Raw genomic sequence first — 14,865 nt, 5'->3', positions numbered from 1 at the left:
TCTCTAACAATAGAAAGGGAAGATGTACAGTGAAGCAGTGTGTAGAGCATTTTCTAGCGGCTGTGTGGGAGCAACTCACGGCTGTTTATCAACAAGAGAGTAAACGAATAGCAGAGCTGAAAGAGCAAAGTAGGTTACAAGCAGGCATCCTTCAATATTTGAAAGTTGCCTGGAAAAAGGGGAAAAGTCCTAATGGCACAATCTTTATAGATGTTTATGAGCCATTTAGTTGGAGTGATAGTTCCTATAAGGTGGAAGCGGGTCCATACATACAAGAATTTACAGATGTCCAGCATATTGAAGAGCTTTTTAGCGCTTTATGTACTAAAACAGAGGAAGTATTTCAATCTGAGCAATACGGTCACCGATTTTTTGATTACCGCTTTGAGGTTGTGCTGGAATTTGAACATGATAAAACGGTGCTTCATTATCAAAAGGAGCTATTGAATAATCGTAAACTAGCGTCAACGAAACAAGTGCTGGCAAGCTTTATAGAAACAAAGGTGATGGCAGAGCTACCAGTCAGACCAAGTGACAATGATGAATTTTTCCTTGCGAAGCATTTGGTCAATCCACATTTTTTCCATCAAACAGCTGAGGAAGTTGAACCACTTATTCACCGGCTTCAAGAAAAGCATCGGGCGAATAAAGAACGTTTAGACAAATGGATATATTATTATACAATGGCCTTTAAGCAGTGGGCAGAGGAGCATTTTTTAACACACTATTTTGAACAAGCAGGCGATTATAGGAAAGAGTGGGTATTGAAAACAGAGGACTCGGTACAACAACTAGAGCAGGAAAAACTAGATTTCTTTCTTTATGTCGCGTTGAAGATTGGTCAAAAAGAGCCAGCCACACGATTAGAATACTTGGAACTTGCGAAGCAGCTTGGCTCGCTGCAGGCAGCTAATTATTTGGAAAAAGGAAGCGGGCGTTTTGAAAGTATTAGAAAGCGGGATGTATGCCAAGGACAGGCAAATGATATTTTACAAACGATTGATATACGAGTGATGATAGAAGAGGAAAACGCTTATCGTGAAGCCCTTTACTATATCATTCAACTGCTACAAGAAGGTTTTCCAAAGGGCTATAAGCTGACTTTAAAGAGTAAAGCGAAAAATTATCTTCCTATTAAAAAGTTAGCTAAATCAAAGCTTCATCAGTTTTTCGCCAATTGCCTACAGTATCCAAATCTTTTCCCTTTATTAGCGGACTATGCCCAGCTCGCTATGGAGGAATTTGCTTGGTATCAGGATGTTGAGCCGAGCGAAAAATCAGCTATGCCTAGCACCTATGCGGTTTTTGGATTAGGGCTTTATAGTAAGGATTATTTTCCGCTTGTTCAACGATACATGTTACTCGTTGATACAGAGCATCAATCCGTGCAAGATGCTTATGCGGAAGCCTTTCTTGAAGCTCATGGCTTATCAGTAGAGATGATGCCTGTGTTTGTAGCTATTTTACTTGGTGCAAGTGAATCAGCTAAGCCAATAAAGGACATTGACATCATGGATTTAGATTTACTCGTGGCACTCGGACAAGAGCTTGAACAGAAAGCAGATTATCAGCGTCCATTTGTTTTGTATCGAATATTCGGTAGTTCTAAGAAGTTAGCACAACGACTAAAGCAAGAATCAGCACCCATAAGGGAAGAGCTTGAGAAATTACTGCAATGGATGGATTCCTGAAGGGGGGTAGACGAATGGAATGGACGGAAGTGAGTAAATCCAAGGACTTAGAGGTCGTACGGGAGGCCATTAGTAAATTAGATGTTAATGAGCGGGATGCAAGAGGGAGAACACCATTGATGCTTTTTATAACAAATCGAATGCTACATGAAGGAATCAAGCTTCTTTTGGCACAGCATATAGACTTGGAGGCACGAGATAAGCTTGGTGATACAGCGCTTAAAAAAGCTGTAAAGTTTAAGCAGAAAGAAGTGATTTCTTTACTACTTGCAAAGTGTGTAAATTTATCTGAGCCAGAGGGGATTACCGCGACAGCTTGGTTTGCGGCAAGGGAGCATGCAAGAATAGCTGATTTATTGTTAGATACACCAGGTGCAATCCGTCTAACTTTGAATGCAGAAGAACAACAGCAAGTTGATGCCATTTTATACGAGGATTCTCTCAATACAATGTGCCAGCGCATAAGCAAGGTATCATCAGCTGTTGTTTTACATGGCATTGTCAATAGCTATAACTGGGATGATGGCCCCGAGCCTATGCTCACAGCATTAGCTAATCCAGTTTGTGCTCCTATTACCATGCTAGACATGTTTGAGCTAATGGAAGGGGAATATTGGCTAGCACTAACAGAGGAAGAGATAGCGAGTTCCGATTGGAAGCGACCATGGAAAGAGATGGCAATAATCTTACAAGAAAAATTAAAGTGCTAGCTAGCGAGGAGAGAGTAATGGACCAAAAAGCAAGGAAAATATTAATGCAAACCTATTGGCAATCTGGTCGATGGCGTTCAGGTGGTTATACCTATACAGAAGAAGATTTTCAATATGCTAAAAGTAAGGGCTTGATGTTTGATCGATTAACGATTTCCCATGATGAATGTGTACAAAGATTGCAGCAGCTTCATGAGAAATTTTTAACAAAGGAGCTTGTGGTAAAGGCATTTTTGCATAGCTTATCGACGCGCAAAGTACATTTACGCAGTGCCTTCTCGAGCTGGGCTCTTACGCATGATTTACCAATGCATACGTATGACGAACAACCTGTGGCATTGGTCTCCTATAGTGGCTGTGGCTACTGTAATGAGCGGAAAATCATGTCCAATGATACGTATGTCAATGAAGATTTAAATGTGCTTAATTTTGAACGCATCAAGTGGGGAGGGGTTCGCCTCAATTGGCTTGTTTATTGTTTACTAGACTTAGAATGCCTAGTGAAAGAACAAGAAGCATTGAATGTAAGTGAGGATGACGTAGCCATCTTAAAACAGATGGTAGCAGCAATAGAATCCTGTAACGACACAGATGCAGCTAGACAGCTTGAAAAGCGCTGGAAAGATGTTTTCAAGTCCAATCAACATGAACGAGATGTGGTCATGGAAATCTGGGGTTACGCGGGACTACTCGTATCAAAGGATGATTATCGCAAGGAGCGTGGACGTGGAACTGATTTTATGTCAATGGCTACTTGGAGAGGACAGGATGGCTATTCACAGGAAAAGATGAAGTTTTACTTTGGCTCCTACCTATAAAAAGGAGCAGTATTCGATCAAAAAACTGACCAAAGGATGCTGAGAATTATTGATATAGCGAAGGAATTTTAAGAGCGCATATCATAATGGACTGCTGCCATGGTCATGCACTAATAATGTGCCAATTTTATGTTTACTTAAAAAAGAGAGGTGCAGTGAGATGGGGGCTTGGGGATACAAAGCATTAGAAAGTGATGAAGGGTTAGATGTAGTGGCATTTTTACAGGAGTTTATGGAACAGCATAAGGAATCCAATCAGCTAACATTATCGGGTATTGTAGAGGCAATGAAACAGCAAGGCTTTTTTGGTAAAACATTGGAGGATATTGATTTTTTCTATGATATAAGTGCCCTGGCTTTGGCAGAACTTTATAGTCAATATCTGCATACGGGAACCATTTATGGTCAAGAAAGTAAGGATAGGCAAATACAATGGATAGTAGATGAAAGCTCTTTGACATTTATATTGCGGTATTTACAGGACATTAGAGATGAAGTACCTGATCAACATGGTAGTAGAGAGATTGTAGAATTATGGCAAGAGTCCAAGAGTTGGCCTGAATGGCAGTCCAACTTAGCCTATCTTATTCAGACGGTGGAACAAGCGATTAACCGTTTGCCACAATAAAAATAGTTGGAGTGATTGGAAATGACCTATGATTTTTGGATGATGGCTTCCATCATGGAGTTGGTTGAATATCCAGATGAGACAAGCGATGACTATATAGCACATCCAACTTTACAGACGATCATGGATGTGCTTGAAATACAAGTACCGATAGCAGAGATTTACGAACGTTATTTTGGTCAATCCATTCATACAGGACATGTTTTAATATTTGCGAATAAGAAGCAGCCACATGTCTGTGTGGTACTTGATACTTATCGAGATCCGCTCGATCAACTGGATTTAATTCAATTTGGCTGGAGAGTGAACACAAAAGATGTTCACCTAGTAAGACAGCTGACCAGAAAACTATTTGATAATTGTGAGGAGAGGATTCGTTATGAGGAAGGGCAATCCATTCTCTACCAGGTATTACAAGAACAACACTATCCTCGAAAACTTTACTATGAGACATTATATGAACAACAGCTGAAGAAATTTTGGGTATGATAGCATCAAAAAGGATTCGTAACACCTTCTATAAAAAGTGTACGAATCCATATGCTAGAACCTATACAAAGAAAAAGCTGAATAGAGATAACGCAATCGAAATGATCACAATAGGTCCAATCATTTTCATATGTCGTTTTCGTGCCATTACAACAATCGCTACATATTCACGAATCATCGCATTTGGCCAATAATAAAAGGCTGTCTTAGAGCCAATGCCCTGACTATCTAAGCCTGCGAGTCTTGCATAAATACCCGCACGAAAAAGATGAAAATTATTCGTGGTGAAAATACTGTTGTAGGCTTCACCCTGTTTCTGGGCATCCATAAGCTGCTTAGAAAATAACATATTTTGATAGGTATTCACAGAGCGGTTCTCCTGAAGTGTATGCTCAATGGGTATGCCTTTTTCAATCGCATATCGTTGCATCGCTTCAGCTTCGGGTAGATTTTCATCAGGACCTTGTCCACCAGAGAAAATAATGGTAGGTGGAGTAGTTACTGCTGCTTGCTTGTGATAGAAGTCAATTGCCTTTTGAATTCTACTAGCTAAAAGTGGAGGCACCTTATCATTAATTAATCCACTGCCTAGTACAATAATAAAATCTTGATTCAATCGAGGGCGATTGAATTGGTAAAGAAAATAAGCAGATAAAAAATTGGATAAATGGATAAAAAAATAAAACGTAATGAGTGAAATTCCACCGAAAATGGGCTGGAGGTGGACTGAAAACAAACTTGCTGGATTGATAATCGGTAATAGGATAAAAAGTAAAATGCCAATGGCCACAAGTAATGTTAAGGAATTGGCTAAACGTCTACCTTCTCGCTTCATTAATACTCTCGCATTTAAAAATAAACCAAACATTAAAGCAACAATGCCAAAAGGAATTAAGATGAAAAGAGCAATTAGTGGAATAATGACAATAAGCCTTAAAAAGTAATGGTCAGATGCCAAAGATAGAATGACGCAGAATAGCAGAAATGAACACACAAATAGATTAAATAATAGCCCGTTGATCATTTTTCTTGGGTCTTTGAAGTAAGAAATAAGAAAAACGATGAAAAGAATCAGTGGAATAATGCCAAAATACATACAAAATGCACCTCTAGTGATGGAGTTGGTTAATGATATCTCTATATTATAAGTAATTATTGGATGAAATCAACCATCGATGAAAAAGTGGAGGGGGAGCATCTAGAAGCTCCCTCTATTTTTTTGTGTACGATGATAGGTTTTATTGAGGTAATGAATATATTGGGTGCGGGTCAATCCACCCGTTTGGCGATTAAAGTCATCGTAGGAGATATCTTCTGGAAAACTAAATTCAGCGAGTGCCCGCTGACGATCTTCGCGGAAGTGAGGATGATCTAGCGACTCTGTTACAATTCCTTCCTCTTGCTTCAACCAATCACTGGCAACACCTGCATAGACACCATGATTGGTAAAACGGCTAGCTGTTTGATAGGAGGTGGAAGGTGCAGGTTTACTAATTGTTCCTGTCCCCCAGGATAGACGATATCGAGGCTCTTTCCCATAGTTTAGTGTCACACCATAGCCCATTGGAAATACAATATCGGATTCTGTTAACATTTTATGGCCTATCTTTTCATAGCATCCTCGCATAAAATGGTCATCCATCACAATATGGGTTTGAGGGGCCAATGGAGCAGATAGGATTTCCTCAAGAGAAGGCTTGGGCTCTGTCGTTGTCAACAAATAGGGCCGTACAAACAATGGCATTGTCATTACATTATGCCAAATACTATCTTCTCCAAATAGATGATCCTTTTGCATTTGACGTAAATCGCCAATGACGAGTACATAGCCATCTACAAATAAATCGATTTCTACACGAAAAATATCACCTGGCACAGTCTTATAGCGTAGACTTTTCATCTTGGTTAGCTTTTCTAGCTTGTCTGAGTAATCAGCAGGAAGCTGGGAGGGAAATTGCTCTAACCAATTCAAGAGAGCCGACTTAGTCGTTAAATGCTCAAAGCCTGTTAATGGTAGCTGGTAATATGTTTTAGTGTTACGAGCTGTAATATAGCTAGATGGATGGTTTTCATTACCTAGACCAGCAGAAAAAACAACGCCTGCAGCTTTCACAGCGGAGATATTGGTATAATTCAATTTCTTTTCTTTTCCACGCGCGGTTTGAGGGACAATGACTTCACGATTACGTGTTAAAATGTCGACATCCGCTTCTTGGTAGCTATGCTCATTCACGAAAATTCTTTTTTTAATGAGATCACCTTCAAGGCAAATAAAATAATCCTCTCGAATCGGAATCGTTTCCCAATGTGCTTCTAAAGTATGTAGGCCGAAATAGGGGCGCAATGAATTCGTTAACCAACTAGTAAATGGTGCCAAGCGGATTTCCTCCTAGCTATTGTTTTGTATTTTGGTCAAGTATACTGAATTTGGTGGGTGTCGAAAATAGTTTAGATGGAAAATAGTTACTTTTATGCAGTAGTAATAATTGCTTTTGGAGCAGATGCCTACCTTTTTCTTCAGGCTATAGAACTGCTATAATGACAGACAGAGGTGATGAATATGCATATTGTGACGATTGAAGGCATACCCTATGCTTGGCTTGAACAATTACAAGAAATCCACGCTCACGTTTTTAATGGAGCAAGTTTGCCACTCGAAAAGCTAGAAAAGAAAGAAGGCCTTCTTTGCATATTGGCAGTGGAAGGTGACACATTGATCGGCTTTAAACTAGGCTACCCACATCCAGATGACATTTTTTATAGTTGGTTAGGTGGCGTTCATGTGGCACATCGAGGTCAGGGAATTGCAAGTCAATTAATGAAACAACAGCATGAACATATTAAGACATTAGGCTTTTACAAAGTTCGTACATACGGAAGAAATACATTCAAAGCCATGCTCATTACCAACCTCAAACATGGTTTCGATATACTATCAACATTTATTGATGAAAAAGGCAGACATAAAATTATATTTGAAAAAACAATTGATTAAGGAGTTTTATACATGAAAGCATATTTAGCAAATGGGTTATTTTCGTTGGGCGATCGTTTTGTAAATGAACAATTAGCAGCAGCTATTCGCGAGGCAGTGCCAGGCATCGCATTATACGTACCCCAGGAGAATGAAGCCATCAATGATAAATCTGCCTATGCAGATAGCTTAGCGATTGCTCAAGCAGATTTAGAGATGCTACAGAGTAGCGATGTTCTGATAGCTGTATTAGATGGGGTGGAAATTGATTCTGGCGTTGCCGCAGAGATAGGTGCGTTTTCGATGCTGAATCGTCCTATTATTGGTGTGCTAACTGATGTTCGTCAGCAAGGGCGGGACAATATGCAAAAAATAGAGGCATTGATCCGAGATGGGCTAGAGAATCAGTTTGTTTATCGTAATTTATTTGTTGTGGGGTTAATTAAACGCAATGGCGTGATTACATCTTCTATTGAAGAGGCTGTAAAAGCAATACAAAAACTACAGAACGGGGAGGCATCATGATGCTATTAGCTACATCAGACATTGTGGCAGGAAAAGATATAATGGAAACATTAGGGCTAGTGAAAGGGAATTCAGTTCAATCTAGGAATATTGGTCGTGACATGATAGCAGGACTTCGCAATATTGTAGGTGGAGAAATGAAGGAGTATGCGGAGATGCTTGTGCGCTCTCGTGAAATTGCCACAGAGGCAATGGTAGAGGAAGCCAAACAATTAGGTGCAGATGCAGTTGTAGGCGTTCGTTATGCTACTTCATCTGTAATGGATGGTACATCCGAAGTATTGGTATATGGAACAGCTGTAAAATTCAGATAAAAGAGTAGCAGGACTTTCATTCAATGAAAGTCCTTTTTCAATGGTTAAAAAGTGACACATTCATCTAAAATGCTGTAAAATTTTAGTTAATTATGTCAAAAATACAGTCTATTGTGCTGCTTGAATGGTGATTTATTATAGGATGCGTATAGTACAAATTATACCAATAAAGTAGAAGTTTTATCTTGATTCAGTTTATAGATAAGAGATGAATGCACAAAATGGTTCTCTTTGATTTAGTGGGTGTTAACATACCAACTGAATCAAGATAAAAGCCTTAGCGGATGTCACAGATTTTGAAGAGGAGCTTTTTGAGCAACTCGCAAAAAATCAGGACACAATCTGTGGGAGGGCCATTTATGGCCAATGTATTGCAAGCTGGGCATGATAGAAGAAAGAGTGGGATATATGGTAGATTCACAACAAGGCAAAGGCTATCGCGTTCTATCGATGTTTGATCGATTGATGGATGGCCAAGGAATCAACAAGAAGCAAGAAGCATTGACACATCAGGTTGGTGAAAAAACCATACAACGGGATATCGATGAAATTCGTACGTATCTAGAAAAGGCTAAGCTAGATTACCATTTACAATATGTGCGTTCGGAAAAAGTGTATAAATTAATAAATACAAAAAACAATCGTTTATCTAAAGAACAGGTACTAGTCATCGTTAAAATTCTGATTGCCTCAAAAGCTCTCGTAAAATCGGATATTGGTGAGATCGTTAATCAACTTCTCTCACATGTAGCAGTCGATCCACTGTTATTAAATGAAAAAGTTGTATATGAAGATATTCATCAAAACAAGTCATTATTGTCCTTGATATGGGGAATTTCCACAGCCATTCAAAAGAGAAAGGTTATTACCATTGATTATTTACAGGAGGGTGAAGCGATTCCAACTGCAAAAATTTTAAAGCCGCTCGCTGTTATCTTTTCAACACATTATTTTTATTTAATAGGAAATAATCAAGACACCCCAACTGTTTACAGAATGGATCGTATTCAGCATTTTCGTGAAATGGCTATCCATTTTGAATTTCCATCTGTACATCCATTACAAGTAGAGGACGCTAATGACCTTACTCATATACGTCTTCTCTATAAAGGTCGTTCTCCTGAAATAGTCTACAGTCGTTTCCCAACAGCCCACCTAGTTTCACAAAACAATCATGAATATGTTTTTGAGGCAGAAGTGTTAGAATATGGCGTGAAAGAGTGGTTGCTAAGTCAAGGAGCCGATATGGAGGTATTAGAGCCAATTGAACTGAGAGAAGAAATCATTGAGACCGTACAAGCTATGCAGCAAAATTATCGTTACATATAAAAACCCGTGCGTACATGCACGGGTTTTACGCTTACTGAAACAATTGTTTGATAAATGTCATATCGATATCCTTAGTGAGCTTATAATCTTTCATATAATTTTCCTCATATAAATAAACAAATAAATGCTGGTCATCATCTAAACGCAAGCCAATTTCCCTGTTGTCATTAATTGAGAGTGTTAGCCAGTATGCTTCATTAGAATCAGAATTCGAAAACCACACTTTTTTTAAAGGTAGGTCCTTGAATGGCTGCATAATTTGATTGATTTCTGCTGCGTCAGTAATCGTTACTGTTTTTTCATCTGAGGAACGAATAATTTCAATCTCATGAATTTCCTCCATTTCGAGACGTTCTGTTACCTCTGTTGTAAAATCGGTGTCTCGTGTTAACAGCATTGTCGAGATATACAGAATAAGTAGTGGTAGTAAAATGCCTAGAAGTAGCTTGTATCTTTTTTTCATGCTCGTCTCCTTAAATTCTAAAAATTCGCACATATGTATTCTTTTCCACGCTATAATTGAGCATATACTGAAATGATGAAGGAAGGCAATTAAATGACACATAATCATGAAGAAAAAGAACTATTTTACCCCAGTGGAATCATCATGTATCGAGGTGGCGTCAAAAAGAATGATTTCGGTCACGATATTTATGACGGCAAAGGCTCGCTATTTGATCAAGAGGGAGAATTATTATTCGAGGGTGAATTCGTCAATCATATGAAGCAAGGCAATGGCATTATGTATTTGAAAGGACAACTCATTTATCAGGGTGAATTCATACAAAATAAAAAACAGGGTCATGGCATTTTATATAAGGATGGGCATATTCATTATGAAGGTCATTTTCGCAATGATTTAATGGATGGCTATGGTGTTTTATACTATGAAGAAGAAGTAATTAGCCCTTATCAAACACTACGAGCACAGTATCCACATTTAAATCAACCGCAGTATGAGGGTGACTTTGTCCATGGCATGAAAAAGGGCAAAGGCAAGCAATACTATCCAAATGGATTTTTACAATATGAGGGTGATTTTATTTGGCATCACATGCAAGGGGCTGGGAAGCTATATTATCCTACGGAATCACCAACAGCTGAGGAGCTTGCACGTGGTGTAACTACACTTCACTATGAAGGTCATTTCTTTGAGGACTTAAAGCATGGTAAAGGCAAAGTATATTCTAGGGATGGAATTCTAGAAGCGGAAGGGCAATTTAAAGAGGATATGATGACAGGGCAAGGAACGCTCTATTATGCCAATGGGCAAGCTTCCTATATTGGTGACCTCGTTCAAGGCAAAAAACATGGACGAGGTGATTATTTTAATGAAGAAGGCAAAATTATCTATAGTGGTGAATTTATCAACGATGAGCGGTTGCGCATTACACCTGAAGTCGAGCAAGAGATTGCCAAGCTACAAAAACAATTAGATAGTCTTGTAGGTCTTCCGAATGCAAAGAAGGAATTACATAATTTAATAAACTTTATTAAAATTCAAAGTCTGCGTGTGGATCATGGTTTAACAAGCTTTCCTATTACGTATCATCTTGTCTTTTCGGGCAATCCAGGCACAGGTAAAACAACAGTGGCACGCATTATTGGCCAAATCTACAAGCATCTTGGCGTCCTTTCAAGTGGGCATTTTGTGGAAACCGATCGTGCAGGGTTAGTCGCTGGCTATGTTGGACAAACAGCATTAAAGGTTCAGGAAGTCGTTAACAAGGCAAAGGGCGGGGTACTTTTTATTGATGAAGCCTATTCATTAATGAATGATAAACAGGATGCATTTGGGAAGGAAGCTATTGATAGTTTATTAAAGGCAATGGAGGATCTACGTGATGACTTAGTAATTATTGTTGCGGGCTATACAGAGCTAATAGAAGAATTTTTACAATCTAATCCAGGCTTTAAATCTCGCTTTAATCATTTTGTACAATTTGATAATTTTAGCACGGATGAACTATATGATATTTTTGCGATGCTTTGTCAAACGAATGATTATCAATTTGGCGAAGCATTTGCCCAACATATGAAAACACAACTACGTCATATGCCGATTGAAACCATCCCTAATTTCTCGAATGGTCGTTATATTCGAAACTTGTTTGAAAAACTAGTGACGATCTAATCAAACCGATTGATTCAACAGGCAATAATCTCGAGAGAAGAACTCATGACATTTGAGGAGCAAGATATTTTACAGGGCATTGCTGAAAAGTTGTTTGACAATACTTTTTAAGACAAGGAGTAGACGCATGAAAAAGCTATTAGTGTTTATTTTAGTGTGTGCATGTATTTTACCACGTCTAGTAACAGTTCATGTTACAGTGAATAATCATATTAATGTACGCCATAAAAACGATAAAAGTTGATGAAAGATGTATAAAGTGGTAATATAAGACAAAACATACGCTAACGTATTTTTTTGGAGGGCAATTATGCAAGTAACGAAAGAGGATTGGATTAGAGCGGGTCTAGAGCAATTAGCAGAAGCAGGGATTCATAAAGTACGTATTGAAGCACTTGCTCGATCATTAAACATTAGTAAAGGTAGCTTTTATCATTATTTTCGTGATCGTCAACAACTTTTAGATGCCATGCTAGACTATTGGGAAAACCACGCAACAAAGGCCATTATTCAAAATATGGAGCAAGTTGATGCTACTTTAGAGCAGCTTTTACGGATAAGTTTTCACAAAAATAAAAAGATGGAGATAGGCATTTATGCTTGGGCCAAATATGATTCAGATGTCGCAAAGCGTATCGTTCAAATAGAGGAGCAGCGAATAGCCTGTGTGGCGACACTCTATCAAAAAAGTGGTATCAGCATAGACGAATCCACTGATCGTGCAAGATTAGCTTATTTAACCTATATAGGCTGGATGACACGATTTGAAGCCAATCCTCATTTCGATCTTGAAAAAATGATTAAGCTGTTAATACAGTAAGAAGGTCTCTCAGAGCTAACATGGGCTTTGAGGGACTATATTTAACGCTAGAACATACGGTAGCGTATGTAAATGTGAAGAGGAGGTAGAACATGTTTATTTTATCAATTGTCGCAGTGGGACTATTATGGCTCATTAGTATCCTACATATTTATTGGGCCTTTGGTGGTCGATGGGGTACAGAAGCTGTTATTCCTATGAAAGAAGGCAGCCAACAAGCTGTTTTTACGCCTAGAAAATGGGGCACGCTCTTTGTTGCCATGCTGTTGATGCTAGCAAGTGGTATCATCCTTGTTCAAGGAGGCTTCATGCCATTTTTTCAAGCCTCTATTTTTTCAAAAGTAGGAAGTATCGTTTGTGCGCTAGTATTTTTGCTACGAGCAATTGGTGATTTTAAGTATGTTGGTATTTTTAAAACGATTAAGCATTCCACATTTGCTCAAAATGATTCAAAATGGTATAGTCCTTTATGCTTGTTTCTTAGCTTTGTGTATGTGCTAGTGCTAGTTTAACAGCAATTTTACTTTAACAAGGGGAGCAGAACGGGGGAAATAAAAATGGAGCAAATGATTTACTTACTTCGTCATGGTGAGACGAATTATAATACGCAAGGAAGATATCAAGGACAGCTTGATTCACCACTCACTGAGCGTGGTCGGGAGCAGGTTCAGCAAAATGCACGCATGCTGAAATCACTTATTGGCGATGCAGATGAATGGACCATCCTATCAAGTCCAATGGGAAGAGCCATGCAAAGCACAGCCATACTTTGTGCAACTCTTGGCTATGACAGCAACAAGGTGAGGCAGGATTCACGTTTAACAGAGGTTGCTGTGGGACAATGGGCTGGATTAACCATGGCGGAAATACAGCAACAATGGCCTGCCTTGTTAACGAACACGGATGCCTTCAATTGGTATTTTCGTGCACCAGATGGGGAAACCTATGAAGCTGTTGTAAGCAGATTAACTGCTTTACTTGAAACGATTCAACCACTTTCAAAAGTGATTGTTGTCTCGCATGGCTTGACTGGTCGTATTTTACGCGGCGTCTATGCGGGTCTAAGCAAAGAAGAGACACTCAAGTTAGAGGTTTCTCAAGATGTAATGTTCAAATTAACAAATAAAGAGATTACAAGAATTAGTTCAAATTTCGATGATGATTTTTACCTGTGAAAATATTTGAGCTCATCCCATTTTTCTCAAGGAATATTCAGAAATGCCGCCTCTTATAATGTGTAGGAGGCGTTTTTTATGAAAAAATGGATGTTATTAGGCTGTATTTGTATTATGGTTTTCTTATTTTATTATACAAGCAAAACATATGAATTTACGCATCTAGAACTGCCATCATTACATAGTCAAAATGCTTTGTTACTCAATGAACAGGGCGATGTATTATACGAAAAAAATGCGGATGCTATTATTTATCCTGCATCCTTAACAAAGATCATGACAGCCATCGTTGCCATAGAGATGACAGATAATTTACAAACACAAACCATTGTAGAGCCCCAAACGATTGCAAACTATACGGCACAAAATGCTTCGATGGCAGGCTTTCAGGCAGGAGATTTTGTCACGATGGAGGATTTATTGTATGGTACACTCCTTGCCTCAGGTGCCGATGCAACAGGAACACTTGCAGATGCTGTCGCTGGCAGTGAGGACAAATTTGTCACGTTGATGAATAACAAGGCGCAAGAATTAGGCATGCATAACACACATTTTGTTAATTCCAGTGGCCTACATGATGAGGCACATGTATCCAGCGTGCGGGATATCAGCAAGCTTCTGCGATATGCATTAGAAAATCCTACCTTTTATCAAATATTTACCTCAAAAAGCTACACAACCTATGTACCCAATCAATTAATCATCACAAACTCATTATTTACAAAATTACCGGGTCTAGACAGTCCGATAATAGGTGGAAAAACAGGCTATACCCCAGAAGCAGGACTGTGTCTGGCGACCATAATCGTGAAAGAGGGGAAATCTTTTTTATTCATTACAACCAATGCTCCTAGCTATATATGGACCCCACCCCCACATATTGAAGATGCCCTAACTGCTTTTGAAGCATTATAGGAGGAAAATAAATGAAAAAACCTCAACTTTTTTATGGTTCCTAACGTCTTAATAGAAAGGGGGGATTATATAGCTGAGGTTCAGTGGTGGATAACCAGCTTTTTATAGGTAACCATCAAATACGGGGAGAGCTATTCCTAATAGTGAGGGAGCAGCTACACAGGGATGAGAATCCGCTCTTGAAGGTGTAGAACCCGCTCTAAATGAGAGGGAAGCGGTACTTCTGTCAATAAAACGGACACTAAAATAAGAGAGGTTTTTGGCTACCGCCCTTCGGTTGCTCTGCTCTTTCATGGAGAATGGTTTCTAGCGTAACCATTCCCCATGAAAGACCTTGTGAGAA

17 protein-coding genes are annotated in these 14,865 nt (G+C 38.9%); 14 read left to right on the top strand and 3 right to left on the bottom strand.

Annotated features, from left to right (window positions below):
* Positions 1-29 precede the first annotated feature (29 nt).
* The 5 genes from RCJ95_RS14960 to RCJ95_RS14940 all read left to right on the top strand — a co-directional run bounded on the left by RCJ95_RS14960 (position 30) and on the right by RCJ95_RS14940 (position 4,336).
* Positions 30-1,691 carry a DUF6138 family protein gene (locus RCJ95_RS14960; protein ID WP_446722441.1) on the top strand — a complete coding sequence of 554 codons (1,662 nt, stop codon included), beginning with the start codon at positions 30-32 and terminating at the stop codon, positions 1,689-1,691.
* A 14-nt stretch (positions 1,692-1,705) separates the two neighbouring features.
* On the top strand, positions 1,706-2,401 hold the full coding sequence (locus tag RCJ95_RS14955; RefSeq protein WP_257522389.1) for a DUF4274 domain-containing protein: 696 nt from the start codon (positions 1,706-1,708) through the stop codon (positions 2,399-2,401).
* Between the two features lie 17 nt (positions 2,402-2,418).
* Positions 2,419-3,219 (top strand): hypothetical protein, encoded by an 801-nt coding sequence (locus tag RCJ95_RS14950; protein ID WP_257522388.1) that lies wholly within the window; start codon positions 2,419-2,421, stop codon positions 3,217-3,219.
* Positions 3,220-3,379: 160 nt separating this feature from the next.
* The gene (locus tag RCJ95_RS14945; RefSeq protein WP_221680364.1) at positions 3,380-3,847 is read left to right on the top strand and encodes a DUF4259 domain-containing protein; all 468 of its coding nucleotides are present in this window, start codon (positions 3,380-3,382) and stop codon (positions 3,845-3,847) included.
* A 21-nt stretch (positions 3,848-3,868) separates the two neighbouring features.
* Positions 3,869-4,336 (top strand): hypothetical protein, encoded by a 468-nt coding sequence (locus RCJ95_RS14940; RefSeq protein ID WP_446722440.1) that lies wholly within the window; start codon positions 3,869-3,871, stop codon positions 4,334-4,336.
* Positions 4,337-4,397: 61 nt separating this feature from the next.
* Here RCJ95_RS14940 and RCJ95_RS14935 read toward each other — a convergent pair whose 3' ends face one another.
* Together RCJ95_RS14935 and RCJ95_RS14930 are read right to left on the bottom strand one after the other, a co-directional pair.
* A complete protein-coding gene (locus tag RCJ95_RS14935; protein ID WP_221680366.1) occupies positions 4,398-5,432 on the bottom strand; it encodes a YdcF family protein in 1,035 nt (344 codons plus the stop codon).
* Between the two features lie 102 nt (positions 5,433-5,534).
* Entirely contained in the window at positions 5,535-6,713 is a 1,179-nt protein-coding gene (locus tag RCJ95_RS14930; protein ID WP_446722439.1) for an immunity 26/phosphotriesterase HocA family protein, read from the bottom strand.
* Positions 6,714-6,896: 183 nt separating this feature from the next.
* On the opposite strand from RCJ95_RS14930, the gene RCJ95_RS14925 reads away from it, so the two are divergent.
* The 4 genes from RCJ95_RS14925 to RCJ95_RS14910 all read left to right on the top strand — a co-directional run bounded on the left by RCJ95_RS14925 (position 6,897) and on the right by RCJ95_RS14910 (position 9,478).
* On the top strand, positions 6,897-7,331 hold the full coding sequence (locus RCJ95_RS14925; RefSeq protein WP_221680368.1) for a GNAT family N-acetyltransferase: 435 nt from the start codon (positions 6,897-6,899) through the stop codon (positions 7,329-7,331).
* A 12-nt stretch (positions 7,332-7,343) separates the two neighbouring features.
* Positions 7,344-7,835: a nucleoside 2-deoxyribosyltransferase gene (locus tag RCJ95_RS14920; protein WP_221680369.1), complete on the top strand. Its 492-nt coding sequence runs from the start codon at positions 7,344-7,346 to the stop codon at positions 7,833-7,835.
* Complete coding sequence (locus tag RCJ95_RS14915; RefSeq protein ID WP_221680370.1) at positions 7,835-8,149, top strand: YbjQ family protein; 315 nt, start codon at positions 7,835-7,837, stop codon at positions 8,147-8,149. The genes RCJ95_RS14920 and RCJ95_RS14915 overlap by 1 nt, the downstream gene beginning before the upstream one ends.
* Before the next feature lie 366 nt (positions 8,150-8,515).
* A complete protein-coding gene (locus RCJ95_RS14910; protein ID WP_221680371.1) occupies positions 8,516-9,478 on the top strand; it encodes a helix-turn-helix transcriptional regulator in 963 nt (320 codons plus the stop codon).
* A gap of 31 nt (positions 9,479-9,509) precedes the next feature.
* Here the strand turns inward: RCJ95_RS14910 and RCJ95_RS14905 are convergent, their stop codons facing one another.
* The gene (locus RCJ95_RS14905) at positions 9,510-9,941 is read right to left on the bottom strand and encodes a hypothetical protein (protein ID WP_221680372.1); all 432 of its coding nucleotides are present in this window, start codon (positions 9,939-9,941) and stop codon (positions 9,510-9,512) included.
* Between the two features lie 93 nt (positions 9,942-10,034).
* On the opposite strand from RCJ95_RS14905, the gene RCJ95_RS14900 reads away from it, so the two are divergent.
* The 5 genes from RCJ95_RS14900 (at position 10,035) to RCJ95_RS14880 (ending at position 14,522) form a co-directional block, all read left to right on the top strand.
* Entirely contained in the window at positions 10,035-11,612 is a 1,578-nt protein-coding gene (locus RCJ95_RS14900) for an AAA family ATPase (RefSeq protein WP_446722438.1), read from the top strand.
* A 310-nt stretch (positions 11,613-11,922) separates the two neighbouring features.
* Positions 11,923-12,432, top strand: coding sequence for a TetR/AcrR family transcriptional regulator (locus RCJ95_RS14895; protein WP_054550387.1), 510 nt, complete (start codon positions 11,923-11,925; stop codon positions 12,430-12,432).
* A 92-nt stretch (positions 12,433-12,524) separates the two neighbouring features.
* Entirely contained in the window at positions 12,525-12,944 is a 420-nt protein-coding gene (locus tag RCJ95_RS14890; protein ID WP_221680374.1) for a DUF3995 domain-containing protein, read from the top strand.
* A gap of 45 nt (positions 12,945-12,989) precedes the next feature.
* The gene (locus RCJ95_RS14885; protein WP_274769307.1) at positions 12,990-13,607 is read left to right on the top strand and encodes a histidine phosphatase family protein; all 618 of its coding nucleotides are present in this window, start codon (positions 12,990-12,992) and stop codon (positions 13,605-13,607) included.
* Between the two features lie 78 nt (positions 13,608-13,685).
* Positions 13,686-14,522 (top strand): D-alanyl-D-alanine carboxypeptidase family protein, encoded by an 837-nt coding sequence (locus RCJ95_RS14880; protein ID WP_274769305.1) that lies wholly within the window; start codon positions 13,686-13,688, stop codon positions 14,520-14,522.
* Positions 14,523-14,865: the final 343 nt, after the last annotated feature.

This window comes from Lysinibacillus sp. BSL11 (assembly GCF_052928325.1).
Note: the sequence above shows the minus strand (reverse complement) of the source record. Positions and strands in the feature narration are given on the sequence as shown.

Excerpts from the sequence above, each read along its gene's own strand:
- RCJ95_RS14945 (WP_221680364.1), top strand. The coding sequence starts at position 3,380 with ATGGGGGCTTGGGGATACAAAGCATTAGAAAGTGATGAAGGGTTAGAT.
- RCJ95_RS14895 (WP_054550387.1), top strand. The coding sequence starts at position 11,923 with ATGCAAGTAACGAAAGAGGATTGGATTAGAGCGGGTCTAGAGCAATTA.
- RCJ95_RS14885 (WP_274769307.1), top strand. The coding sequence starts at position 12,990 with ATGGAGCAAATGATTTACTTACTTCGTCATGGTGAGACGAATTATAAT.
- RCJ95_RS14880 (WP_274769305.1), top strand. The coding sequence starts at position 13,686 with ATGAAAAAATGGATGTTATTAGGCTGTATTTGTATTATGGTTTTCTTA.
- RCJ95_RS14890 (WP_221680374.1), top strand. The coding sequence starts at position 12,525 with ATGTTTATTTTATCAATTGTCGCAGTGGGACTATTATGGCTCATTAGT.
- RCJ95_RS14925 (WP_221680368.1), top strand. The coding sequence starts at position 6,897 with ATGCATATTGTGACGATTGAAGGCATACCCTATGCTTGGCTTGAACAA.
- RCJ95_RS14915 (WP_221680370.1), top strand. The coding sequence starts at position 7,835 with ATGCTATTAGCTACATCAGACATTGTGGCAGGAAAAGATATAATGGAA.
- RCJ95_RS14955 (WP_257522389.1), top strand. The coding sequence starts at position 1,706 with ATGGAATGGACGGAAGTGAGTAAATCCAAGGACTTAGAGGTCGTACGG.
- RCJ95_RS14950 (WP_257522388.1), top strand. The coding sequence starts at position 2,419 with ATGGACCAAAAAGCAAGGAAAATATTAATGCAAACCTATTGGCAATCT.
- RCJ95_RS14905 (WP_221680372.1), bottom strand. The coding sequence starts at position 9,941 with ATGAAAAAAAGATACAAGCTACTTCTAGGCATTTTACTACCACTACTT.
- RCJ95_RS14940 (WP_446722440.1), top strand. The coding sequence starts at position 3,869 with ATGACCTATGATTTTTGGATGATGGCTTCCATCATGGAGTTGGTTGAA.
- RCJ95_RS14900 (WP_446722438.1), top strand. The coding sequence starts at position 10,035 with ATGACACATAATCATGAAGAAAAAGAACTATTTTACCCCAGTGGAATC.
- RCJ95_RS14935 (WP_221680366.1), bottom strand. The coding sequence starts at position 5,432 with ATGTATTTTGGCATTATTCCACTGATTCTTTTCATCGTTTTTCTTATT.
- RCJ95_RS14920 (WP_221680369.1), top strand. The coding sequence starts at position 7,344 with ATGAAAGCATATTTAGCAAATGGGTTATTTTCGTTGGGCGATCGTTTT.
- RCJ95_RS14910 (WP_221680371.1), top strand. The coding sequence starts at position 8,516 with ATGTATTGCAAGCTGGGCATGATAGAAGAAAGAGTGGGATATATGGTA.